Genomic DNA, 22,974 nt, shown 5'->3' with positions numbered 1-22,974 from the left:
CTCCTTTATTTTTTCATTGCTTCAATAGCGGTTACTATTTCAATTAATTCTCTTGTAACACTCTCTTGTCTTACTTTGTTAAATTCAAGAGTTAGTTGATGAACCATCTCTTTTGCATTATTTGTTGCAGCATCCATTGCTTGCATTCTTGCACTGTGTTCTGCGGCGAGTGAATCAAGTAATGCAAAATACAATGAATATTCTAAATATTGTTTAACTAAAGTTTCAAGAATAACTTCGTAATCCTGATCTGGTTCTACTTCAAGATAAACATCATTTTCTTCTTCTTCAACTTCAATTGGTAAAAGTTCCTTAATATGAACTTTTTGTGTAAGTTTATTTACATAACCGTTATAAATTAAAATTATATTGTCTATATCTTCATTTACATAATCATGATAACTCTCTTCAATAATTTCTTTTGCTCTGTCATAATTTGGAGCAGAAGAAAGGCCAATAATTTCTTCATTCATTTCTATACCGACAAATTTAAAATATTCAACCGCTTTTTTACCAATTACTTTTAGTCTTATTTTAACTTTTTTATCTTTAAGCTCTTTTATTAAATTAAGAGTCGATTTAATTGTATGAATATTAAATCCACCACATAAACCTTTATCAGCGGTAATAACTATTAAATCTACTTTTTTAATATCCACTTTAGCAAAAGCTCTTAAATCTATAACATCTTTTACCGCTGATAATTTTGCTGAAATATCATGCAATACTTCATCAATTTTTCTTGCATAATCCCTAGAGCGAATCAAGGCTTCTTCTGCTCTTTTTAATTTGGCAGTAGAAACCAGTTTCATTGCTCTAGTTGTTTTTTGTGTGTTTTTTACACTGCTTATTTTTTGTTTTAACTCTTTTAAAGTTGCCATTTAAAATCCCTTCTTATCCCTCAAACTGAGTTTTAAATTCTTCTAGGGCTTTTTTAAGTAATTCTTCGGTTTCACTGTCAATTTGTTTTTTACTTCTAATATTTTCAAAAATTTGAGGATATTTTGCTTCAATGAATGGATATAGTTCATCTTCAAATTTTCTTACACTTTTAACAGATATATCATCTAAATAACCTCTAGTACCTGCATAAATGATAACCACCTGTTTTTCTACCGGTAACGGTTGATTTGCCGGTTGTTTTAGAACTTCTACTAATCTTTGACCACGTTCAAGCTGTTTTCTACTTGCTTCGTCAAGGTCACTTGCAAACTGGGCAAATGCTTCTAGTTCTCTGTATTGAGCAAGATCAAGTCTTAGTGTACCGGCAACTTGTTTCATAGCTTTAATTTGAGCCGCACCACCAACCCTTGAAACAGATAAACCAACATTAATAGCAGGTCTTATACCTTTGTTGAATAAATTAGTTTCAAGGAAAATTTGTCCATCTGTAATTGAAATTACGTTTGTTGGAATATATGCGGCTACATCACCACCTTTTGTTTCAATAATTGGAAGTGCTGTAAGGCTTCCAGCTCCTAATTTATCATTAAGTTTAGCCGCTCTTTCAAGTAATCTACTATGCAAGTAGAATACATCCCCTGGATATGCTTCTCTTCCTGGAGGTCTTCTTAAAAGAAGTGACATTTCTCTGTAAGCATCAGCATGTTTACTTAAATCATCATATACGATTAATGCATGTTTTCCGTTATCTCTGAAATATTCACCCATTGTTACACCAGCGTACGGTGCTAAAAATTTAAGTGAAGCAGCTTCAGATGCACTGGCGTTTACAACAATTGTATATTCCATTGCTCCGTGTTCTTCAAGTGTTCTTACAATATTTGCAACAGTTGATTGTTTTTGACCTACTGCAACATAAATACAGATTACATCCTGACCTTTTTGGTTGATAATTGTATCAATTGCAACAGTAGTTTTACCAGTTTGTCTATCCCCAATAATTAATTCCCTTTGACCTCTTCCGATTGGAACTAATGCATCAATTGCTTTAAGACCTGTTTGAAGTGGTTCATGAACAGATTTTCTAGCCATAATTCCTGGCGCTTTTTCTTCAACATATCTGTATTCAGCCGCTTCTATAGCCCCTTTACCATCGATTGGCTCACCTAAAGCATTTACAACCCTACCTATTAAAGCTTCCCCAACAGGCACTGAAATAAGTCTTCCAAGTCTTTTTACAGAGCTTCCTTCTGTAATGTCTGTACCTTTTCCAAGTACAACAACACCAACATTGTCGGCTTCTAAGTTAAACACCAAACCTTTTTCACCTGTTTCGAATTCTACCATTTCACCAGCCATTGCATTTGTTAAACCGTAAACTTTAGCAATACCATCAGCAGAATAAATTACTTTACCTACTTCTTCAACGTCAACTTTTAAATCGAAATTTTCGATTCTCTCTTTTATGATTGAAGTGATTTCTTGTACCACATATACTCCTTTCTTTTAGATTGCTTTTAAGATATCTGTAATTATATCTTGTTTAATTCTATTTTCATCAATTGCAACTTCAACATTTAAAACGTCAACAAAAACTTTAATCCCATTTATGTCTTTCTTTTCTAAATTCAGTTTAATTATAGCATTAAATTTAGATGAAAGTTTTTCTTCTAAAGCTTTTAATGTATCTTCACTAATTTCACCCTCTACTACACCTTCAAACGTATTGTTTAAAAACGCTAATTTGGCATAATAATTTTTAAAAATATCTTTTAATAAATCAATTCTTTTATTTTCAAGTAGAATATGAATAAAATTAACAAATTTTTGATTTGAACAATTCGTTAACTCTTTAACAAAATTGATTTTTTCTTCTTGAGATAAAAGCGGAGATTTCAATATCAAAATAAATTTCTGATTTTTACTTAAAAGTGCTAATTTTTTTAAAGCTTCAAATATTTCTTTTTGCTCATCTTTATTTAAAGAACTAATTAATGCCTTTGTATATTTTTCTATTACCATTATGCAGCCTTTAATATAAGTTTTGCAGCTTCTTCACTGCTGATATGAATGTCTTTCAATACATCCTCAAGGAATTTTTTAACAATTGCTTTTTTAGCTTTTCTTAATTCATTTTCTTTATATGATTCAAACAATTTATCCATTGCGGAAAGTTCTAATTTCCCATCTTCCATAATTTTATTATAAATTACGGTTGCTTCATTTTTTGAATCTTCAATTATATTTTTAGCTGTAACTTTTGCTTCTTCAAGTTTAGCTTCCAATTCTTCTTTTTTAGCTTTCGCCTCTCTTAACTTATTTTCAACCTCCTGAAATTTTGCAGCAATATTTTCTTTTCTTTTTCTAAAAAACTCCACTGCCTTGTTACCAACCAAATACCAAAGAATAGCAACAAAAATTAAAAAGTTAATAGTCCTTGGCACAATATCCGTTCCGCTAATTGATGATTCACCTGCAAATAAAACTGCACTGAAAATAAGCGATAAAACTGCTATTTTTTTCATGCCACATTCCTTAATTTATTTTCAATCATAGATTTAATTTCACTGCTTTCTTTACTTAACTCATTTAGAATTCTCTGTTTTTCTTTTTCAATTTCTTCTGCTAATTTAACCTTAGCTTCTTCTATTTCAGCCTGTTTTTTATCTTTTAGCTCCTGCAGTTCTTCTAAAGCTTTTACCCTTGCCTCTTCCCTAATTTTAGCAGCTTCTTTTTTAGCGTTGTTTAAAATTTCTTCAATTTCTTTTTCCAATTTCTCCGTATCTTCCGAATTGGAATTAATCATTTTCATTTGTTCTTGAAGTTTTACTTCCCTCTCTTCCATAAAAGAAACTAATGGCTTAAACAACCACTGATTCAAAAAAAACATTGTAACTAAAAAAATCACAGCTACACTTAACATCAGCCATATATTAATTTCAAGCATAAATTCTCCTTTTTTGAAATTTTACATAATTTTAACTTATTAAATCAATCAATTTTTTTAATTTTTCTCTATCTTTTTCATTTTTCCATAATATTTTAATATATTTATTGCCTATTTCCACTTTTAAACCTAAATTTTTTAATTTTTCAGATAAAACTGTAACTTCTGGTATTATCTCTTTATTTTCTTTTTTATTTTTTATTTTGTTAATTAAATTTTCAGTTTCTCTTACATTTAATTTTTTATTATTAATTTCACTTATAACATGTTTTATTTCATTTTCATCTAAATTGGCCATTATTTTTGCATGTCCTACACTTATTTCATTATTTTTAACTTTTTCCTGTACATACTCAGGTAAACTAAGCAATCTCAACAGATTGGTTACATAACTTCTGCTTTTAGAAATTATTTTAGCAAGCTCTTCATGGGTGTAATTATGTTCTTCAATAAGGCTTTTTAATGATTTTGCAATTTCTATAGGATTTAAATTTTCTCTTTGAATATTTTCAATTAATGCAAATTCCCTAAGTTCATTTAAATCGATATCAAGAACTATTGCTTTAATATCCTTTTTACCTAATTTCTTAACTGCCCTTAATCTTCTCTCCCCCGCCACTAATATATAATTTCCACTATCTTTTATAACAACTATCGGCTGTAAGAGTCCGTATCTATCTATTGAAGTAGCCAACTCTTCAATAGATTTTTCATCAAATTCTTTTCTTGGCTGAAAAGGATTAGGTTTTATTTTTTCAATTTCAATTTGATTTAAACCTTCTTCAGGTAAATCTTTTAAATATCCGGCTTCCACATCAGCCAAAATTGCTCCCAAACCTTTACCAAGCCTTTTCATTTATTATTCTCCAAAATAGTTTTTGCTAAAAGTTCGTAAGCAATAGCTCCTGAACTTTTAACATCATAAGAAATTACAGGCATTCCAAAGCTAGGGGCTTCTGCGAGGCGGACATTTCTTGGTATTACTATAAATTTATCATCTGTTTTAAACATATTATCCCTAAAATGTTTTATAATATCATGAAGTACTTGCTTTGAGAGATTGTTAGATTTCGTATACATCGTAGGAAGAATTCCTTTAATTTTAAGCTTAGGGTTTTTAGTACGTCTAAGAAGCTTTATAGTCTGAAGAAGCTGCCCTAGCCCTTCAAGAGCAAAATATTCGGTTTGAACAGGTATAATCACACTGTCACTAGCACTTAAAGCATTAATAGTAATAATCCCGAGAGTCGGAGGAGTATCAATTATAATATAATCATAATCTGTATTTAATTCTTTTAATTTTTTCTTAAGTACAAGCTCTTTATCCTCAAGTTCATCAAATTCTCTTTCAATTCCTACAAGCCCGATATTGGAAGGCACTAGATCGAGAGTCGGTATTTTAGTATTTAATATAACCTCATTTATGGATTTAGAACCAATTAATACATGATAAAGATTAAATTCATAATCACTTTTATAAAATCCTAAAGATGAAGTGGTGTTTGCCTGAGGGTCCGCATCAATTAAAAGCACTTTTTTTTCATTTATTGCAATAGAAGCTGCTAAATTTACAGCCGTTGTAGTTTTTCCCACACCGCCCTTTTGATTTGCTACAGATATTATTTCTATCATCTTTTTGAATAAACCTTTTCATTTTTGATTTTTAAACTGCCATCGTTTTGCAAATCACCATAAATATCAAATAAACTTTTAGTTTTATCAAATTCTTTTTTATATTCTTCTATAATGTCTTTCCAAGAATATTTATAGACATTTTCTAAAAAGCTTTTTAGAATTTTATCATTTTTTATTTTTAAATCCAACCCGTCAAAATTTTTTAAAGGTGATTTTTTAGTATTAAGCCCTATTCCTACTACCAAAACATTTTTTTTTAAATTAGTCAAAACACCGCATACTTTTTTTAAATTTTTAGTATATAAGTCGTTTGGCCATTTCATTAACAGCTTGATATTATATTTTTCAAGATTTTTTTTCATAATATATGCAAAAAATATGGAAAAACTCTGAAGCGGTACATCAAAATTGTTTTTTATAGCAAACGAAAAAAAAAGATTTCCCCTCTCTCCTAGCCATTTATTTCCCCTGCTTCCAATCCCGTCTGTCTGAAATTCGCTCCAAACACAAACAGGTAAATTAAATTTATTTAAATTATTAAGCAAATATTTTTGAGTTGAGCTAATTTCATCAAAATAAATTATATTCCAAATTTCATTTTTAATTTTTAATTTTTCACTTTTCATTTTGCGTTAATATATTGTCTCCAATTTTTAGTCTTTTACCGTTTATATAATCAATTGCTCTTATTTCTTTTTTACCCGGTACCTGAATTTTTATAAGTTTTACCATTCCTTTTTTACACCCTACAACAACCCCTTCATTATCAATATCAATTATTTGTCCTTTTATATTAGTTGAATCGGTATCAACTAATTTCATTTTATTGATTTTAAATTTGTCACAAAAAATCCCGGGCCAAGGCTGAAAAGCTCTATATTTTCTATCCATAATAAGTGCTGAGATGAAATCAACAAACCCATCTTCTTTTTTAATTTTAGGGGCATAAGAGCTTAAAGCATCTATTTGAGGAAGAGGCTTAATATTATCAAAATTTTTTATCGTATAAACAATTTGCTTAGCGGCAATATCAGCTAATTCATTAAATAAATCCATACTTGTTTTGTTATCCACCTCTGTATAATCCCAAACCAAAATATCTCCTGTATCAAGCCCCTCATCCATAAGCATGGAAGTTACACCTGTATATTTATCCCCGTTTAAAATAGCACTCTGAATAGGACTTGCTCCTCTGTATTTTGGCAAAAGCGAGGCATGAAGATTAATACACGGGGCAATCTCCAACACATCTTTTTTTAAAATTATCCCATAAGCCGCTACAACAATAAAATCGGGATTAAAATTTTTAATCTCATCTACATTAAGTTTTGTAGGTGTAAAAACAGGAATTCCTTTTTCAAGAACATATTTTTTAACAGGTGTTGGGGTTAATATTTTTTTTCTGCCAACCGGTTTATCCGGCTGAGTATAAACCGCAACAACTTCAAAATTTTCAACTAAACCATCAAGTATTTTTACCGCATAATCAGGGCTTCCCATAAAAACAATTTTCATTTATATCCTTTTTTATTTTAATCTACCCCATCATACCTTTAATCATAAAAAACAGCATTGCAGAAAGAACTCCGGCAACAGGAACGGTAATAATCCAGGCTGCCACTATTTTCCAGAGTAAATTTCTTTCCACATATTTTGCTTTTATTTCTTTTTTTAGAATTTTTTTAAGTTTTTTTATTTTTTCATTTAATACATCTTCTTTTTCCATTAAAGTAACTATTCTTTTGTAATCTTCTTTTTGTTTATTTTCTTTACTTTTTAAAACTTCCAACTCATTTAAAACATTTTTCAATTCTTTCTCAGCTATTTTTAACTCATTTTCTGTCTCTTTATCTTCTTTTTTTACAATTTGCAGCCATTCTCTTAAAAATCCCACACCAAAAACAGCACCTACCGCAATATGGGTGGAACTTACCGGAAGTCCTAGTTGAGAGGCAATAATTACGGTAATTGCAGCGGCAAGAGCTATACAAAAACCTCTTATCGGATCTATTTTTGTAATCTCTTTACCAACTGTTTTAATAAGTCTTGGCCCATAAAGCGCAAGCCCAAAAGATATACCAACTCCCCCTATTACCATTACCCAAAAAGGAATTTCAGCTTTTGCACTAATACCGCCATTTATTACTGCATCGGCAATTGCTGCAAGAGGACCCACTGCATTTGCAACATCGTTGGCTCCATGTGCGAAACTAAGAAGTGCTGCTGAAAAAATAAGAGGAACTATAAAATATTTATTAATTCCCTTTCTTGTATTTTCAATTTCTTCTTTATTTAATTTAGCTTTTAACCAAAAATAAGAAATTATCGCAAAAATTAAGCCAATAACAGCCGCTTCCCAAAAAAGTGGTTTTTTAGAATAAGGAAAAGGTAAAAAAGCAACAACATCGCCCCAAATATGTTTAAACCCTTTCATAATGATATAAGTAATAAATGCCCATGTCATAACTGAAATATAAAAAGGCACCCATTTTTTGGCTGCATTTACTTTATCATCTTTAAAAACTATACTTTTTTTAATCGCATATAAAAATAAAGCGGCAATAATTCCTCCAATTATTGGAGAAATCACCCATGAAGCAGCAATTTTCCCCATTGTAATCCAATGAACCACATTAAAACCGCCAGCAGCAATACCGGCTCCCATTACCCCACCTACAATTGAATGTGTAGTGGAAACAGGGGCTTTTAAATAAGTGGCAAGATTAAGCCAGAGGGCTGCCGCAAGAAGTGCTGCCATCATAGCCCAGATAAAAATTTCAACATTACCAAAAGTATGCAGATCTATAATACCTTTTCTAATTGTGTTTGTAACATCGGCCCCAGCAATCAAAGCTCCGCTTGCCTCAAAAATAGCGGCAATTATTATTGCCCCTGTCAGACTCAAAGCCCCGCTTCCGACAGTAGGTCCGACATTATTTGCAACATCATTAGCACCAATATTCATAGCCATATAAGCACCAAATACAACTGCAATGAGTAAATAAACATCATTAGGAACATTGCCGGTATTTGTATAGGCATAAATAACCGCAACTGCAATAAAAAACAACGCTATACCGATTTTGACAATAGATGAAGGAGATTTTTTTTGAATTTTCTTTTCTATTTTAGAAAGTGTCTGAAGCTCTTGCATAAAACTTCCTTTTTTTAAAATTGTACTAAATAAAAAAAAGGAAGTAAAATAATTTTATCCAAATTTACCGGCAATATAATCTGCTGTATGTTTTTTCTTAGGAGAAAGGAAAATCTGCTCAGTTGTTCCAAATTCAATAAGTTCCCCTAAATACATATAAGCAGTATAATCACTAACACGGCTTGCCTGCTGCATATTGTGAGTTACTATTACAATTGTTACTTTATCTTTTAGTTTTGTAACAAGCTCTTCAATAGCAACAGTAGAGATTGGGTCAAGCGCACTTGTAGGCTCATCCATCAAAAGTACTTCCGGTTCAACAGCAATTGCCCTTGCAATACAAAGTCTTTGCTGCTGACCTCCGCTAAGACCCCTTGCATCGTCTTTTAGTCTGTCTTTTACCTCATCCCAGAGTGCTGCACCACGCAGTGCTTCTTCTACTTTTTCATCAAGATTTTGTTTTTTTCCCATAAGTCTAAGCCCGTAAGCAATATTGTCATAAATACTCATAGGGAAAGGGGTCGGTTTTTGAAAAATCATTCCAACTCTCTGGCGAAGATTAATTAATTCATTTTCTTTTTTAAATTCCAAAATATTTTCCATTTCACTGTTTTCGGGATTTTTGAGTAAAATTTCACCTTCATATTTATTCCCCGGATATAAATCGTGAATTCTATTAAGACTTCTAAGAAGAGTTGATTTACCACAACCGCTTGGTCCAATTAAAGCAGTCACTTTTTTTTCATAAATAGACATATTTATATTCTTTAGACTCGGTTTTTCAGCCCCTGCATAAGTAAAAGAAAAATTTTTTATATCCATAACTTTCTGCATTATTTTTTCCTTTCTCTAATTACATATCTTCCAAGTAAATTTATTAATAAAATAATAATTGTAAGCAAAAACGCTCCAGCCCATGCAATATCAACCAAATGTTTATCAGGCATTGTGGCCAAATCGTAAATTGCAACAGTTAAACTTGGAAATTCGTTATTTAAATTAAGCGTAAAGTACGCACTGTTTCCACTGGTAAAAAGTAGAGGTGCAGTCTCTCCTGCTATTCTTGCAAAAGCAAGTAAAAGCCCCGTCATAATACCGGTTTTTGCAGCTTTTATAACTATATCAAAAATTACTTTATATTTAGGAGCGCCTATTGCAACTCCGGCTTCTCTGAGCTCTTTTGGTACAAGCCCCAACATATCGTCAGTCGTTCTTACAATAATAGGCAGCATCAAAATAGCAAGAGCAACAGCCCCAGCCCATCCGTTCATATGACCGATGGGATTTACCATAACGGCATATACAAATACACCTATTACAATTGACGGGGCACTCATCATAACGTCGCTTAAATTTCTGATAAACTGGGCATATTTATTTCCAAAAGAGTATTCCTGCAGATAAATTCCGGCAACCATTCCAATAGGAACTCCTATAATAACGGCAATAAATGCCATAATAAACTGCCCGATAAACAAGTTTCTAAGCCCGTTATCAACCAAATCGTGAGTTAAAATATATAAATCCAAAGCTTTAACACCTTTTATGGTCAATGTAATAAGTATCCAAAATAAAAAAACAAGACCCAATATGGCTGCTAAAGTTGAAAGGGTTAAAATTATTTTATTTATTAAAAGCCTCATTTCTTATTCCTTAAAAAATAAAATTTGGCAGTCACAATTACAATAAAAGATATTACAAATAAAACAAGTGCCAAATAAAACAGTGCCGCCATACTCATTCCACTGCTTTCTGCAAAATTATTTGCAAGAACGACAGGAATTGAAACGGTCGGGTCTGTTAAATGTTTTGGAAGTTTAAATACTCCGCCGATTACAAATGCAACCGCCATTGTCTCCCCGAGTGCCCGTCCCAAAGCCAAGATAATACTACCTATAATCCCGCTTTTTGCATAAGGGAAAATCACATCTTTAATTACTTCAAATTTGGTAGCACCCAAAGCATAAGCCGATTCTTTCAGTACATTTGGGGTTGTATTCATACTGTCCCTGGTTAAAGAGGCCATAAATGGAATTATCATAACACCAAGCACAAGCCCGGCAACAAGAAGATTGACACTAGGTCCTCCTACAATTTTAGAAACAAAAGGCCCAAAATAAAAAAGCCCCCACATACCGTAAATTATACTTGGAATTGCAGCAAGAAGCTCTATTGCAATACCGACAGGTTTAGATAAAAACGGTGGTGCTATTTCACTTAAAAATATGGCAATTCCCATTGCAATGGGAACGGCAAAAAGCAAAGCTATTATTGTTGAAAGAATTGTACCGACAATGGGAATAAGACCGCCGTATATTTCTTTAGTAACATAATTCGAATTTGCTTCATTATCATTTCCCATTAAATCACTATCATCATCGCTATCGCTATTCAATAAATTATCATCATTATCACTGTCATTATTCAAAGAAGAATCATTATTACTATTATCACTGTCGTCATTCAATAAATTATTATCATTATCGCTATCATCATTTAATAAACTATTATCATCTTCATTATCACTTTTAGTACCTAATTTTTCTTGTGATAAATTACCAGAAACGGCAGTTTTTTTATCAGATATAGATAAATTACTCGGATTGCTTTTAGGTATTTTAATTGTTACACCCCATCTTGGATCAATTAAAAACTTCAGACCATATTCTTTTATCGCAGGTTTTGAATAAATAAACAAAACTATAAAAATAGCGGAAAGTATTATTAAAATAAAAGTAGCGCTTATAGAAGTTAATTTTTTAAAAACAAATTCCATATATGGCCTTTTTTGTTGAAATTATAAGAAAAAAGAAAAAGGATTTGAAGTACCTTTATTATTTTTCAGGAGAAATTCCTTTTTCTTCCCAGTATTTTCTAACCATTGCTTTTACATTGCTTGGAAGAGGGATATATCCTAGTTTGCTTGCCATTTCATCATGGTCAAAAGCATAATTGAAGAATGCTGTAACTTTCTTAGCATTTCTATCATCAGTATGTACCAAATCAAATGACGGTGCTAGAATTGGATAACCTTTTTTAGGATATGCAATTAATTTAAAGAAATCATTTTTAGCTGAAAATCCGCCATATGCCGCACCTTTAGCAAAATTTGCAGGGTTTGGTTCATAAAAAGCCCCGTCTCTTCCCTGAACAACAGCCAAATTTAACCCGTTTGTAACAGCATCGGCGTAATCCACATATCCGATTGAATAAGCGTTTGTTTTAATTGCGGCACTAACACCTGCATTTCCTTTACCAGCCACACCTCTGCCTTGGGCGTCTGTTGGCCAGTTTAGAGCTTTTTTAACTCCATAATGATGTCTCCAAACTGTACTCATTTTAGCTAAATAATATGTAAAGTTAAAAGTAGTTCCTGATTTATCGCTTCTATGAACAAAAATAATTTTTTTATGAGGCAGTTTTTCATTTGGATTATATTTTACTATTACAGGGTTATCCCAATACTGAATAGTTCCAAGTGCAATACCTTCAATTGCAACTTCACTAAGTTTTAACTTGTGAACCCCCGGAATATTGTATGCCAATGTAATTCCCCCAATAATTATAGGAAACTGAGCCAAATGATTTTTTCTAAGTTCTTTTGGTGAAAGAGGTTTGTCAGTCCCGCCAAAGTCAACGTGTCTTGCGATAATTTCTTTAATACCTGTACCGCTACCTGTTGCAGTATAATTTACCCTGTTTCCGGTTTCAGAGTAAAATCCTTTTATCCATGTTTTATTTACCGGATATTGAAAAGATGAACCTGTCCCGTTAATTGTCCATGCAAATGTACTTACGCTAATTAATGCTCCAAAAGCTAATTTTTTTAACATTCTCTCTCCTTAATTTTTAGTCCCGGAATTATAAAAAAAGAAAATAACATTTTGATAACAAATATTTTTTAAACATTATTATATAATTTTATAAAAAAAGGAAATAAATGCTTTCAAGATTTGAAAAAGAAATAAATAAAATAGAAAAAGACTTTGAAAAAAGCGTTGAAATTTTAGCGAATACCCTTAAAAACAGAAAAATAGATGATGACTTTTTCTTAATCGACCTAAAAGAATTGGATGAAGAAGTTATCAAGTTTATTGCCCTTTTGCATCCTCAGGGAGAATATTTAAGAGAAGCGATTGCAATACTGAAAATCACCCCTTTTTTAAATAAAATAAAACGCTCAATCAAATATTTTATTAAAAAATATAATTTTAAAAACGAAAAAATTGACGCACTTTATCAAGTAGCCCTTACTTCCCTTGAAACACTCAAACTTGCAATAAAAGGCGATACAATCGAAGATGCATATTCAACAATCATATCTCAGGAAAAAATAGCTGATGAAATTTATAAAGAACTGTTTACGGAACTTAAGACTAAAGAAAATATTGAAGAAATATTTCAAATTATAAATGTGGCAAAAAGACTTGAGAGGATTACAGACAGTGTAAAAACAATTACAAAATATCTTTTGTTTGCAAAAGAAGGAATGGAATTTTGATAAAAATTGCAATAATTGAAGATGAAGAGGATTTACTAGATTTACTTGAATTCAATTTAATAAATGCAGGATTTGATGCGGTCGGATTTTTAAATACCAAAAAAGTTAAGGATTTTATAATAGAGGAAAATCCCGACCTGTTAATAGTAGATAGAAACCTGCCTGGTATTGAAGGCAGCGAATTTGTAAAAGAACTTAAAAATGAGGGGTTTAACATCCCTGTTATTTTTTTGACCGCAAAAGTAGGTGAAGAAGATATTTTAGACGGGTTTGAAAAAGGAGCGGATGATTATATTAAAAAACCTTTTTCAATAAAAGAACTGATTGCAAGAATAAAAGCGGTTTTAAAAAGATATAATAAAAAAATCAATTTTTTAACATATAAAAATTATAAACTTGATTTACTTAATAAAAATCTTTTAATAGGTAACGATACAATAGATTTGACAAAATCTGAATTTAATCTTTTAAATATCTTTTTTGAAAATCCGAAAAGAATAATTACAAAAGAAGAAATAGCTGATATTTTAGAAATCAGTGAAAAAAGCGTAAATGTTGCAATAAACAGGCTCAATCATAAAATCAATTTAATAGATGCCAAAAGAGGAATTGGTTATACATTAAAATAATGGATAATTGAAAATGGAAAATGGAGAATGAAAAACAAAATTAAAAACTTATTTTGTAAAAATAAAAAAAAAGAGATAGAAAAATTAAAAAAACAGATTAAAAAACTGGAATTAGAAAACAAAAAACTTGCAAAAATAAATGAATTTAAAGACGATGTAATTTCCGCCATTTCCCATGAATTTAAAAATCCTATTTCCATAATCAACGGTTATATTGAAACAATCCTTGTAAATAGGCTAGATGAAAAAACCAATCAAAAATTTCTTGAAAAAATACATAAAAATTCGGCTAGACTCTCCGAACTCATCGACAGACTCTATTTAGTCACAAAACTTGAAAATCAAAAATTAAAACCTGATTTTCAAAATATCGGATTAGATTCTCTGATAAAAGAACTTATAAAATCATTTGATGAAGAAAGAATTATTTTAAATTTAAAGCCTGTAACAATAACTGCAGACAGGAATTTAATAGAAATAGCAATTTCAAACCTTATATCAAACGCATTAAAATATTCAAAAGATAAAGTAACAATAAACTTAAATGAAAATAAATTAGAAGTTATTGATAAAGGTATAGGAATAGAAAAAGAAAAGTTGGATTTAATTACAAAAAAATTTTACAGGATTGCAAAAAACGACTGGGATAATTCTCTAGGACTTGGACTTTATATTACAAAAAAAATTCTTGATATGCACAATTTCTCTTTAAACATAGAAAGCCAAAAGAAAAAAGGAAGCAGATTTTCTATTATTTTGAAAGAAGATAAGGAATCCCTACCACAATAGAAGTTAAAACCAAAAGCCCTATAAACATTCCTCCCATAAAAAGCCAAAAATTAAACGGTTTTTCATTATTATTCATTACATATCTCCTTGACATTATTAAAACTGGCTTTAACTATTGTATTATCTTCAGGTGTGCATAAATAAATAACATCATCCTGAGTGCAGGCATTTAAAACATCAATAACGGCATCCACATTCATGGCTTTAAAACCGTATTTTTCTTTTAAATAAACAATACTTTCAATATCATTTACCCCAAATACAAAATCCTCTAAATTTTTTGCCACATCCGCCATTTTATCAAGTCTATCGAATTTTTTATCATCAGCGGTGTAAACATATAAATAATTCATTTTTTTCTCCTCATATTTATATACATATGCAAAATATCAATTGCTGCAGGTGTCACACCGCTAATTTCACTTGCCTGAAATAAAGTTGTAGGTCTATATTTTTCAAGTTTTTCTACAATTTCACGGCTAAGTCCCGGAATCCCTCTATATTCAAAATCCTCTGGAATTTTAACGCTTAGCATCTCTTTCATTTTATCGACCTGGGCTTTTTGTCTTTCAATATAGTGATGATATCTTGCTTCTATTAAAATCTGCTCCAGGGCTTCATCACTGAATTCTTTAAATTCAGGGAACATTTCTAATAATTTTTCTTTATTAAATGTATGTCTTCCTGCAATTTTTCTAATTTCCATTTTATTTTGGATTTTCTCTTCCCCAAGACTTTCAAGCTTAGCATTAACTTCTTTATTTGGAGTTACAAAAGTGGAATTTAGAATTTTAAGGCCTTTTTCTATTTCTTCTCTTAGTTTCAATACCCTCCCATATGTCTGTTTATCAAGAAGTCCAAGTTCATATCCGTAATCTGCAAGCCTTAAAATTGCATTATCTTCTCTAAGAAGCAGTCTGTATTCACTTCTGCTTGTAAACATTCTGTAAGGTTCGTTTGTTCCTTTTGTAACTAAATCATCAATTAAAACACCGATATAGGCCTGGTCCCTTCTAAAAATCACAGGCTCTTTTCCTTCAACTTTAAGCGCCGCATTAATCCCGGCCATTATACCCTGAGCTGCCGCTTCTTCATATCCGGTGGTCCCGTTAATCTGACCTGCGAAAAACAAACCTTCAATCTCTTTTGTTTCAAGTGAATGTTTAAGGTTTGTAGGCTGGATAAAATCATATTCAATTGCATATCCGTATCTTACTATTTTTGCATTTTCAAGTCCCGGAATTGAATGGATGAATGCATCCTGCACATCCATCGGAAGCGAAGTTGAAAGCCCGTTTAAATAATATTCAGTCGCCTCTTTTGTCTGAGGCTCAACAAATACGTGATGTCTTTCTTTATCCGGAAATTTATTGAGTTTATCTTCAATACTCGGGCAGTATCTCGGCCCTATTCCCTCAATCTGTCCGGTAAATAGAGGTGCCCTGTGAAAATTGCTTTTAATAATATCGTGAGTCGTCTCGTTTGTATATGTTATGTAACATGGAAGCTGCTCGGGATTGAATGTGTTTTTATCGGTTCTAAATGAAAAAGGCTTTGGATTTTCATCTCCCGGCTGCAAATCCATTTTTGAAAAATCAATACTTCTTGCATCAATTCTGGCAGTCGTTCCTGTTTTTAGTCTCTCAAGCTTAAATCCAAGATTTTCCAGTGATTTTGAAATTTTTTTGGCCGGAAGTTCGTGAAATCTACCACCTTCAAGTTTAACAGGTCCAAAATGCATAAGCCCCCTCATAAATGTACCGGTGGTTAGAATTAATGTTTTTGTTTTGTATTCATTCAAAAGATTTGTCTTAACACCTACAACTTTTCCGTTTTTTACCAAAATTTCATCTACAATCTCCTGGGCCATTTCAAGATTTGGAGTATTAAGAAGAGCCGTCCTCATCCATATTCTGTATCTGTCCATATCAATCTGAGCCCTGCTTCCTCTTACAGCCGGTCCCCTGTTTTCATTAAGAACTCTAAATTGAATTCCCGCATTATCGGTAGCCAATGCCATAAGCCCTCCAAGAGCGTCAATTTCTTTTACCAAATGCCCTTTAGCAAGCCCTCCGATTGCGGGGTTACAGCTTGGGGCTCCGATTTGTTCTACAAGCATAGTAAGTAAAAGCGTTCTTTTTCCCATTCTTGCCGCAGCGTTGGCCGCTTCTATTCCTGCATGACCGCCGCCAACCACTATAACATCAAATTCTTTCATCTAACTCCTTTATATTATCAGCTTTTTGAATATATTTTTCTATTTCATCTATTTTACTATTGAGTTTTAACATTTCATCAAATTCAATTTCATTTTTCGGTGGTTTAAAATTTTCATCAAAAACATCCAAAAGAAGATTTGTATTACCTATTAACATTAAATATTTTTTGTTTTGATATTCAAATAAAACTACTTTATTTTTTGCATCTATAAATTTTTGGGATAAAACTTTCATATCTTTTTTCAAAGCAGGAAGTTTTGCATTTAAACCTCTTCTTTTTATAAAAAGAAGGATTATAGCCAAAATAATTAAAATTGCAACTACAATAAAATATCTAGTATAAGAAAATTTCTCTTTGGGCATAGGTGGCAGGGAATTTTTAATTATTTCATCAGATTTTACCCTCACCCTTATACCATAGCCATCAGGGGTAAGGGCAATTGAAACAGAATATTTTCTATTTGAAATAATTTCCAATAAAACTCCGTCTTTCTCAGGGGCAATAATTACGGAATGAATAAAAAAATTATTAAAATTTTTTTCTATTTCCTTGTCACATTTTATATTTCTGATCAGATATTTATTATTATTTATTTTTATTATTTTTCCATTAAATTTATTGTCCAATGAAAAAAGAATATCAAGTTTATTTTTACTTTCAAAAAAATTTACATCAATTAAATTGGCGGCGTAAATTAAACACACTAAAAATAAAAAAACTAATTTTTTCACTATTTTTCCTTTGTCAAGTAATATACTAAAGAATTTGCATCAAGTATTTCATTAATTCTTATAGCCAAATTCTTTTCATACACCATTACTTCACCTTTTCCTATAATTCTGCCGTTTATATAAACTTCCGCACTCTCACCTGCTGGTTTATTTAAATCAATCACACTTCCCTTTTGCAAATTTAAAATATCCCTGAGAGTCATTTCAACCCTGCCCAGATCACTTTCAAACACTACTTCCGTATCTAATAAATGCCTATAATCAGGTATTAACTCATCAATTCTTTCTTCATTTAAATTTTCCATTATTTTTCCTTAAACAAAATATAAAAACAGACATCTTTATACTTAAAGGATAAAACATCGTCAAAATCAATATTATTTTTATATTCACCTAAAAATTCCGGGGTAGAAATATTAAAATTCACATTTTCCCTACTACCCACAATTTTGGCATTTCCTATAATCAGATTTGCAATTTCATTTGTCAAATCTTTTTCATTAAAATTTTTATCGCCAAACCAATACTCAGATATATATTCTAACTTTTTTCTTGGAACCACAATATAAATATCAGCCTTTTTATCACCTTTAATTTCAATTTTACTGACATATCCGTTTATATTTTCATCCCGACACTCGCTAAAATCTGCTTCAAGTGATGAAAGATAGTTTTCAACACTCTTCTTTATAATTTCAATCATAGTGCGCCCCTTTTAGATATAATTTTATCAAAAAAAGGAATATTTTGATAAGTGCGATAATAGCTGGAATTTTTACAGGCTTTGCAAGCGGATTTTTTGGGATTGGTGGCGGGACTATACTTGTACCAACCCTTTTGTTTTTAGGATTTCCATTAAAAGAAGCCATAGGAATCAGTGTAACACAAATGATGATGAGCTCTATTTATGGAAGCTATTTAAATTACAAAAGAGGCCTTCTTAAAATAAAAAACGGCCTCTCTCTTGGTATAGGAGGAGCCCTCGGGGCAATGCTAAGCGGACTTATTGTAAAATATACACCAAAAGAAATTTTGGGATTAATTTTCTTAACTTTAGTATTTATAGCAATAGTGAGATTTTTTATAACGGTGGAAGAACCGCAATACGAACCACCAATTGATAATAAAAAACTGTTTTTCATAGGTATGTTTGTAGGAATGATTGCAATCAGTGTGGGAGTGGGAGGAGCTATTTTAATAACCCCTATTTTAGTAGGTTTTTTAAAATACAAATTAAAAACAACCGTGAGTCTTAGTCTGTTTTTTGTGGTATTTTCTTCTGTTTCGGGTTTTATTTCCCAAAGTCTGGCGGGTCATATAAATTATACAATAGGATTTACTATAGGAATTGCAAGTCTGATTGGGACATATTTCGGGATAAGGGCATATCATAAATTACACCCGAAACATCATAAAAAACTTTTACTTATCTGGTATATCGGGGTGTTTCTTTCAATGGTATATAAATTATATTTTTAAGGAATTTTATGGATTTAAAATTAATAACCGAAATAATCGTTTTTTTACTTATAGCTTTCAGAATTTACATACTTGAGAGTTTTAAAATTAAAAGTGCTGCTGATAAACTGTTTGCACTTTATTATTTAAGAAACCATCATCCAATACTGGCTTACATTATAATATTTTATATAGTTGAAATAATTATAATCCAAATTGGTTTGCTTCATATTGTTGATATTGCACTTATTATACTTGCAACAATTGAAATGTTTATAATATACAGACATATCTTTATAACCTTAAAAACTGACGACAAAGATGATTACATTGATACAGTTATAAAAAGAATGTTTTCGACTCTTACTTATTCTGAATATATAGAAATTAAAGGGGAACTTTACAAACCCCAGCCAAAATGGAAACTGTATGCCACTGAAATGTTTGTATTTTTATTTGCCATATGGAATATAGAACTGGGATAAAAAAATGGAAAAATTAAAGGAGTTGAATGGATAAAATTAAAATAATTGGTGCAAGGGAAAACAATTTAAAAAATATAAATTTGGAAATACCAAAAAACAAGCTTATAGTCTTCACGGGTCTTTCAGGAAGCGGAAAATCCACCCTCGCATTTGATACATTATACGCAGAAGGACAAAGAAGATACATTGAAAGTTTGAGTTCATACGCAAGACAGTTTCTAAACCAGGCTCAAAAACCTGATGTCGATAAAATTGAAGGTTTGACACCCGCAATTGCAATAGACCAGAAAACAACTTCAAAAAACCCGCGCTCCACTGTCGGAACTGTAACCGAGATATATGACTATTTAAGACTTTTATATGCAAGAATAGGCATACAGCACTGTCATATTTGTGGAGATAAAATAACTCAAATGACTCCTCAGGATATCATAAATGAAATTTTAAAATTGCCTCAGGGGGCAAAAATTATAATTTATGCCCCTATTGTAAAAGAAAAAAAGGGAGAATTTAACGATTTATTAGAAAAACTAAGAAAAGAGGGGATAATCAGGGCATATATTGACGGAGTGCTGGTAAGACTTGATGAAGAGATTGAACTTAAAAAAACAAAAAAACACACAATAAAAGCGGTCATTGACAGGGTGATCGTAAAAGAGGAAAACAAAACAAGAATAGCGGAAGCTGTGGAAAAAGCCCTTAATAAAAGCTACGGTGAAGTTGAAGTGGAAATATTAAACGCAAAAGAATTAAACCTTGAGAGAGATTTTATACATTACAGCGAACATAAAGCATGTTTCAGATGTAAGGTGAGTTTTGAAGAACTAGAACCCACCTCTTTTTCATTCAACTCCCCCAAAGGCGCATGTCCTAAATGTGACGGACTTGGGGTTGTATATTCACTTGACATTGAAAAAGTTATAAAAGACAAACCCCTAAATAAAGGAGGAATCCCTCTTATTTGGGGATTTAATAAAAAATATTATCAGGAATTTTTTAAAGCCTTATGTGCGGAAGTCGGCATTGATATGAATAAAAGTTTTTACGAACTTGACGAACTTCAAAAGAAAATTATTTTAAACGGTACCGCTTATGATATAACTTTTATGTATGGAAAACATAAAATTTCAAAACCATGGCCGGGGCTTAAACAGATAGCCCTTGATTTGTATAAAGACGATATAAGCGACATTATGAGCGAAAGCACATGTCCTGTGTGTCTTGGATACAGACTAAAACCAGAAAGCCTGGCAGTTAAAGTTGCCCAAAAAACTATTGCCGAAATTATTTCAATGCCTATAGAAGATGCTTATAAATTTTTCAATAATGAAAAAAATTTTGAGTATTTAAGCAATCAGGATAAAATGATTGCAGCCCCTATTATTAAAGAAATAAAAGAAAGACTGTTTTTCCTTGTGGATGTGGGGCTTGGATACCTTACACTTCACAGGGACGCAAGGACAATAAGCGGGGGTGAGAGCCAAAGAATCAGAATAGCAAGCCAGATTGGAAGCGGACTCACAGGCGTTATGTATGTACTCGATGAGCCAAGTATCGGACTGCACGAGAGAGATACAATGAAACTCATAAATACCCTCAAAAATCTAAGAGACAGAGGAAACACCGTAATTGTAGTAGAACACGACAGGGAAACAATCCTAAATGCAGATTATATTGTGGATATAGGACCAAAAGCCGGAAAAGAAGGAGGAAGAGTCGTATTTAGCGGAAATGTAGAAGAGCTTCTTAAAAGTGATACTGAAACCGCTAAATATCTTCGTTATGAAAAAGATATAAATTATCAAAAAAACCGCCCTCAAAATGAATGGATAGAAGCTAAGAATGTAAATATCCATAATATTAAAAACCTGAATGTCAAAATCCCTCTGAGAAACCTTGTATGTGTAACGGGTGTAAGCGGTAGTGGAAAAAGCTCACTTATTCTTCAAACACTGCTTCCGGTAGCAAGGGAAATACTAAATCACGCAAAAAAAATAAACAAAGTAAAAGGCGTAGAAATTAACGGCCTTGAAAAACTTGATAAAGTAATCTATCTTGACCAAAGCCCGATTGGAAGAACACCAAGAAGCAATCCTGCAACCTATACAGGCGTATTTGATGATATAAGAAGTCTTTTTGCATCAACCCCGGAAGCCCAGCTTAGAGGATATACTCCGGGAAGATTCAGTTTTAACGTAAAGGGAGGAAGATGTGAGGTGTGTAAAGGTGAGGGTCAGATAAAAATAGAAATGCACTTCCTGCCTGATGTAATGGTAACATGTGAGGCATGTGGCGGGAAAAGATACAACGAACAGACCCTTGAAATTAAATACAGGGGCAAATCAATTGCAGACGTTCTTGAAATGAGCGTGGATGAAGCGTATGAATTTTTTGAAAAAATTCCAAAAATAAAACAGAAACTGCAAACCTTAAAAGATGTGGGACTTGGATATATAACACTTGGACAAAACGCCACAACCCTAAGCGGCGGAGAAGCCCAAAGAATAAAACTTGCAAAAGAACTCTCTAGACGCGATACAGGAAACACTCTTTATATTTTAGACGAACCTACAACCGGACTTCATTTTGCAGATATAGACAATTTAATGAAAGTATTATCCCATCTTGTGGATTTGGGAAACAGTGTAATTGTAATTGAACATAATTTAGATTTTATAAAAAATGCCGATTATATTATCGATATGGGGCCTGAAGGCGGAAGTAAGGGGGGAAGAGTAATTGCAGCAGGGGCGATTGCAGATATAATCAAAAAATATAAAGATATAAGTTATACTGCCAAATACCTGGCAAATGAATTGGAAAGGATAAAAGGGGTTAATGAAAATAGCAGTAATTGAGGATGAAACTTTTTTAAATGATGCCATTTCAACACTGCTTGAGATGGAAGGATATAAAATATATTCTTTTTATAATTTAAAAGATTTTTTAAAAGACGATAATACGTATAATGTAATAATAGCTGACATAGCACTAGGTGACGGAAATTTTTTAGAAGAAATGAAAAAAAGAAATTTAATTGACAAAGGTAAAATTATTATAATATCCTCTCACAGTGATATAAAAAACATAAAAACGGCTTATAATTTAGGTGCTGATGACTTTATTAAAAAACCTTTCGAACCTGAAGAAATTTTAATAAGAATCAAAAAATTATATAATTTAAATCGTATTAAAATTGATTCTGGTATTTTTTATGACAAAAACACCAAAGAGCTTATAATTAACAATGAGAATATTGAATTAACACATAAAGAATCTATGCTTTTAGAAGTATTATTAAAAAATAAACACAGATTTTTATCTACTGCAGAAATCGCACTTCATATATGGAATGAATATGTACCGGATAATACGATAGCGGCTTTGGTTAAAAGACTAAGAAAAAAATTGGGGAAAAAAGATTTAATAATATCAAAAAGAGAAATAGGCTATAAATTAAATATAACTTAAATATCATTTAAATATCATAAATTTATATTATAATATTTTTGAAAAAGCCCT

General features: G+C 31.5%; 27 protein-coding genes. 7 read left to right on the top strand and 20 right to left on the bottom strand.

The genetic code is table 11. From position 1 onward, the window contains the following. Positions 1 to 5: 5 nt before the first annotated feature. The 14 genes from atpG to pstS are packed head-to-tail and all read right to left on the bottom strand — an operon-like array spanning position 6 to position 12,472. Positions 6 to 881 carry an ATP synthase F1 subunit gamma gene (atpG, locus tag LNAT_RS05625; RefSeq protein ID WP_096259272.1) on the bottom strand — a complete coding sequence of 292 codons (876 nt, stop codon included), beginning with the start codon at positions 879 to 881 and terminating at the stop codon, positions 6 to 8. A gap of 13 nt (positions 882 to 894) precedes the next feature. Next, positions 895 to 2,394, bottom strand: coding sequence for a F0F1 ATP synthase subunit alpha (gene atpA / locus LNAT_RS05620; RefSeq protein ID WP_096259270.1), 1,500 nt, complete (start codon positions 2,392 to 2,394; stop codon positions 895 to 897). Between the two features lie 15 nt (positions 2,395 to 2,409). After that, positions 2,410 to 2,925, bottom strand: coding sequence for a F0F1 ATP synthase subunit delta (locus LNAT_RS05615; protein WP_096259268.1), 516 nt, complete (start codon positions 2,923 to 2,925; stop codon positions 2,410 to 2,412). Continuing rightward, complete coding sequence (locus tag LNAT_RS05610; RefSeq protein ID WP_096259266.1) at positions 2,925 to 3,428, bottom strand: F0F1 ATP synthase subunit B family protein; 504 nt, start codon at positions 3,426 to 3,428, stop codon at positions 2,925 to 2,927. The genes LNAT_RS05615 and LNAT_RS05610 overlap by 1 nt, the downstream gene beginning before the upstream one ends. Then, complete coding sequence (locus LNAT_RS05605) at positions 3,425 to 3,850, bottom strand: F0F1 ATP synthase subunit B family protein (protein ID WP_096259264.1); 426 nt, start codon at positions 3,848 to 3,850, stop codon at positions 3,425 to 3,427. Before LNAT_RS05605 ends, LNAT_RS05610 begins: the two co-directional genes overlap by 4 nt. A gap of 31 nt (positions 3,851 to 3,881) precedes the next feature. Continuing rightward, positions 3,882 to 4,706, bottom strand: a complete 825-nt coding sequence (locus LNAT_RS05600; protein ID WP_096259262.1) for a ParB/RepB/Spo0J family partition protein — start codon at positions 4,704 to 4,706, stop codon at positions 3,882 to 3,884. Continuing rightward, positions 4,703 to 5,482, bottom strand: a complete 780-nt coding sequence (locus tag LNAT_RS05595; protein WP_096259260.1) for a ParA family protein — start codon at positions 5,480 to 5,482, stop codon at positions 4,703 to 4,705. The genes LNAT_RS05600 and LNAT_RS05595 overlap by 4 nt, the downstream gene beginning before the upstream one ends. Continuing rightward, positions 5,479 to 6,111: a biotin--[acetyl-CoA-carboxylase] ligase gene (locus LNAT_RS05590; protein WP_096259258.1), complete on the bottom strand. Its 633-nt coding sequence runs from the start codon at positions 6,109 to 6,111 to the stop codon at positions 5,479 to 5,481. The genes LNAT_RS05595 and LNAT_RS05590 overlap by 4 nt, the downstream gene beginning before the upstream one ends. Beyond that, on the bottom strand, positions 6,101 to 7,000 hold the full coding sequence (gene fmt / locus LNAT_RS05585) for a methionyl-tRNA formyltransferase (protein ID WP_096259256.1): 900 nt from the start codon (positions 6,998 to 7,000) through the stop codon (positions 6,101 to 6,103). The genes LNAT_RS05590 and fmt overlap by 11 nt, the downstream gene beginning before the upstream one ends. A 22-nt stretch (positions 7,001 to 7,022) precedes the next feature. Beyond that, positions 7,023 to 8,639 (bottom strand): inorganic phosphate transporter, encoded by a 1,617-nt coding sequence (locus LNAT_RS05580; RefSeq protein WP_096259254.1) that lies wholly within the window; start codon positions 8,637 to 8,639, stop codon positions 7,023 to 7,025. 54 nt (positions 8,640 to 8,693) lie between these two features. Then, positions 8,694 to 9,473: a phosphate ABC transporter ATP-binding protein PstB gene (pstB, locus tag LNAT_RS05575; protein WP_096259252.1), complete on the bottom strand. Its 780-nt coding sequence runs from the start codon at positions 9,471 to 9,473 to the stop codon at positions 8,694 to 8,696. Beyond that, positions 9,473 to 10,282 carry a phosphate ABC transporter permease PstA gene (gene pstA, locus LNAT_RS05570; RefSeq protein ID WP_096259250.1) on the bottom strand — a complete coding sequence of 270 codons (810 nt, stop codon included), beginning with the start codon at positions 10,280 to 10,282 and terminating at the stop codon, positions 9,473 to 9,475. The genes pstB and pstA overlap by 1 nt, the downstream gene beginning before the upstream one ends. Continuing rightward, positions 10,279 to 11,415 (bottom strand): phosphate ABC transporter permease subunit PstC, encoded by a 1,137-nt coding sequence (gene pstC / locus LNAT_RS08800; RefSeq protein WP_202970431.1) that lies wholly within the window; start codon positions 11,413 to 11,415, stop codon positions 10,279 to 10,281. Before pstC ends, pstA begins: the two co-directional genes overlap by 4 nt. A gap of 58 nt (positions 11,416 to 11,473) precedes the next feature. After that, the gene (gene pstS / locus LNAT_RS05560; protein ID WP_096259248.1) at positions 11,474 to 12,472 is read right to left on the bottom strand and encodes a phosphate ABC transporter substrate-binding protein PstS; all 999 of its coding nucleotides are present in this window, start codon (positions 12,470 to 12,472) and stop codon (positions 11,474 to 11,476) included. A gap of 107 nt (positions 12,473 to 12,579) precedes the next feature. Between pstS and LNAT_RS05555 the strand changes: the two genes are divergently transcribed. Genes LNAT_RS05555 through LNAT_RS05545 form a run of 3 tightly spaced genes read left to right on the top strand, consistent with a single transcriptional unit; the run spans position 12,580 to position 14,558 of the window. After that, the gene (locus tag LNAT_RS05555; protein WP_096259246.1) at positions 12,580 to 13,140 is read left to right on the top strand and encodes a PhoU domain-containing protein; all 561 of its coding nucleotides are present in this window, start codon (positions 12,580 to 12,582) and stop codon (positions 13,138 to 13,140) included. Then, on the top strand, positions 13,137 to 13,769 hold the full coding sequence (locus LNAT_RS05550) for a response regulator transcription factor (RefSeq protein ID WP_238594004.1): 633 nt from the start codon (positions 13,137 to 13,139) through the stop codon (positions 13,767 to 13,769). Before LNAT_RS05555 ends, LNAT_RS05550 begins: the two co-directional genes overlap by 4 nt. Before the next feature lie 27 nt (positions 13,770 to 13,796). After that, positions 13,797 to 14,558, top strand: a complete 762-nt coding sequence (locus tag LNAT_RS05545) for a sensor histidine kinase (protein ID WP_096259242.1) — start codon at positions 13,797 to 13,799, stop codon at positions 14,556 to 14,558. Here LNAT_RS05545 and LNAT_RS05540 read toward each other — a convergent pair. The 6 genes from LNAT_RS05540 to LNAT_RS05515 are packed head-to-tail and all read right to left on the bottom strand — an operon-like array spanning position 14,521 to position 18,212. Next, positions 14,521 to 14,634 (bottom strand): tRNA uridine 5-carboxymethylaminomethyl modification protein, encoded by a 114-nt coding sequence (locus LNAT_RS05540; RefSeq protein WP_096259239.1) that lies wholly within the window; start codon positions 14,632 to 14,634, stop codon positions 14,521 to 14,523. The genes LNAT_RS05545 and LNAT_RS05540 overlap by 38 nt on opposite strands. Then, positions 14,627 to 14,911: a hypothetical protein gene (locus tag LNAT_RS05535; RefSeq protein WP_096259237.1), complete on the bottom strand. Its 285-nt coding sequence runs from the start codon at positions 14,909 to 14,911 to the stop codon at positions 14,627 to 14,629. The genes LNAT_RS05540 and LNAT_RS05535 overlap by 8 nt, the downstream gene beginning before the upstream one ends. Continuing rightward, positions 14,908 to 16,776: a tRNA uridine-5-carboxymethylaminomethyl(34) synthesis enzyme MnmG gene (gene mnmG, locus LNAT_RS05530; protein WP_096259235.1), complete on the bottom strand. Its 1,869-nt coding sequence runs from the start codon at positions 16,774 to 16,776 to the stop codon at positions 14,908 to 14,910. The genes LNAT_RS05535 and mnmG overlap by 4 nt, the downstream gene beginning before the upstream one ends. Beyond that, entirely contained in the window at positions 16,763 to 17,509 is a 747-nt protein-coding gene (locus LNAT_RS05525; RefSeq protein WP_096259233.1) for a flagellar biosynthetic protein FliO, read from the bottom strand. The genes mnmG and LNAT_RS05525 overlap by 14 nt, the downstream gene beginning before the upstream one ends. Further along, positions 17,509 to 17,814 carry a flagellar motor switch protein FliN gene (fliN, locus tag LNAT_RS05520; RefSeq protein ID WP_096259231.1) on the bottom strand — a complete coding sequence of 102 codons (306 nt, stop codon included), beginning with the start codon at positions 17,812 to 17,814 and terminating at the stop codon, positions 17,509 to 17,511. Before fliN ends, LNAT_RS05525 begins: the two co-directional genes overlap by 1 nt. After that, positions 17,814 to 18,212: a hypothetical protein gene (locus LNAT_RS05515; RefSeq protein WP_096259229.1), complete on the bottom strand. Its 399-nt coding sequence runs from the start codon at positions 18,210 to 18,212 to the stop codon at positions 17,814 to 17,816. Before LNAT_RS05515 ends, fliN begins: the two co-directional genes overlap by 1 nt. A 44-nt stretch (positions 18,213 to 18,256) precedes the next feature. Between LNAT_RS05515 and LNAT_RS05510 the strand changes: the two genes are divergently transcribed. Genes LNAT_RS05510 through LNAT_RS05495 form a run of 4 tightly spaced genes read left to right on the top strand, consistent with a single transcriptional unit; the run spans position 18,257 to position 22,923 of the window. Then, on the top strand, positions 18,257 to 18,988 hold the full coding sequence (locus LNAT_RS05510) for a sulfite exporter TauE/SafE family protein (protein WP_096259226.1): 732 nt from the start codon (positions 18,257 to 18,259) through the stop codon (positions 18,986 to 18,988). Between the two features lie 8 nt (positions 18,989 to 18,996). Next, on the top strand, positions 18,997 to 19,452 hold the full coding sequence (locus LNAT_RS05505) for an excinuclease ABC subunit A (RefSeq protein ID WP_096259223.1): 456 nt from the start codon (positions 18,997 to 18,999) through the stop codon (positions 19,450 to 19,452). A 26-nt stretch (positions 19,453 to 19,478) separates the two neighbouring features. Then, a complete protein-coding gene (uvrA, locus tag LNAT_RS05500; protein ID WP_096259219.1) occupies positions 19,479 to 22,310 on the top strand; it encodes an excinuclease ABC subunit UvrA in 2,832 nt (943 codons plus the stop codon). Then, positions 22,291 to 22,923, top strand: coding sequence for a response regulator transcription factor (locus LNAT_RS05495; protein WP_096259216.1), 633 nt, complete (start codon positions 22,291 to 22,293; stop codon positions 22,921 to 22,923). The genes uvrA and LNAT_RS05495 overlap by 20 nt, the downstream gene beginning before the upstream one ends. Positions 22,924 to 22,974: the final 51 nt, after the last annotated feature.

The organism is Lebetimonas natsushimae, from assembly GCF_002335445.1.
In the GTDB taxonomy this organism is placed as follows: domain Bacteria; phylum Campylobacterota; class Campylobacteria; order Campylobacterales; family Nautiliaceae; genus Lebetimonas; species Lebetimonas natsushimae.
The sequence above is the reverse complement of the archived record's forward strand: the minus strand, read 5'-3'. Positions and strand labels throughout refer to the sequence as shown.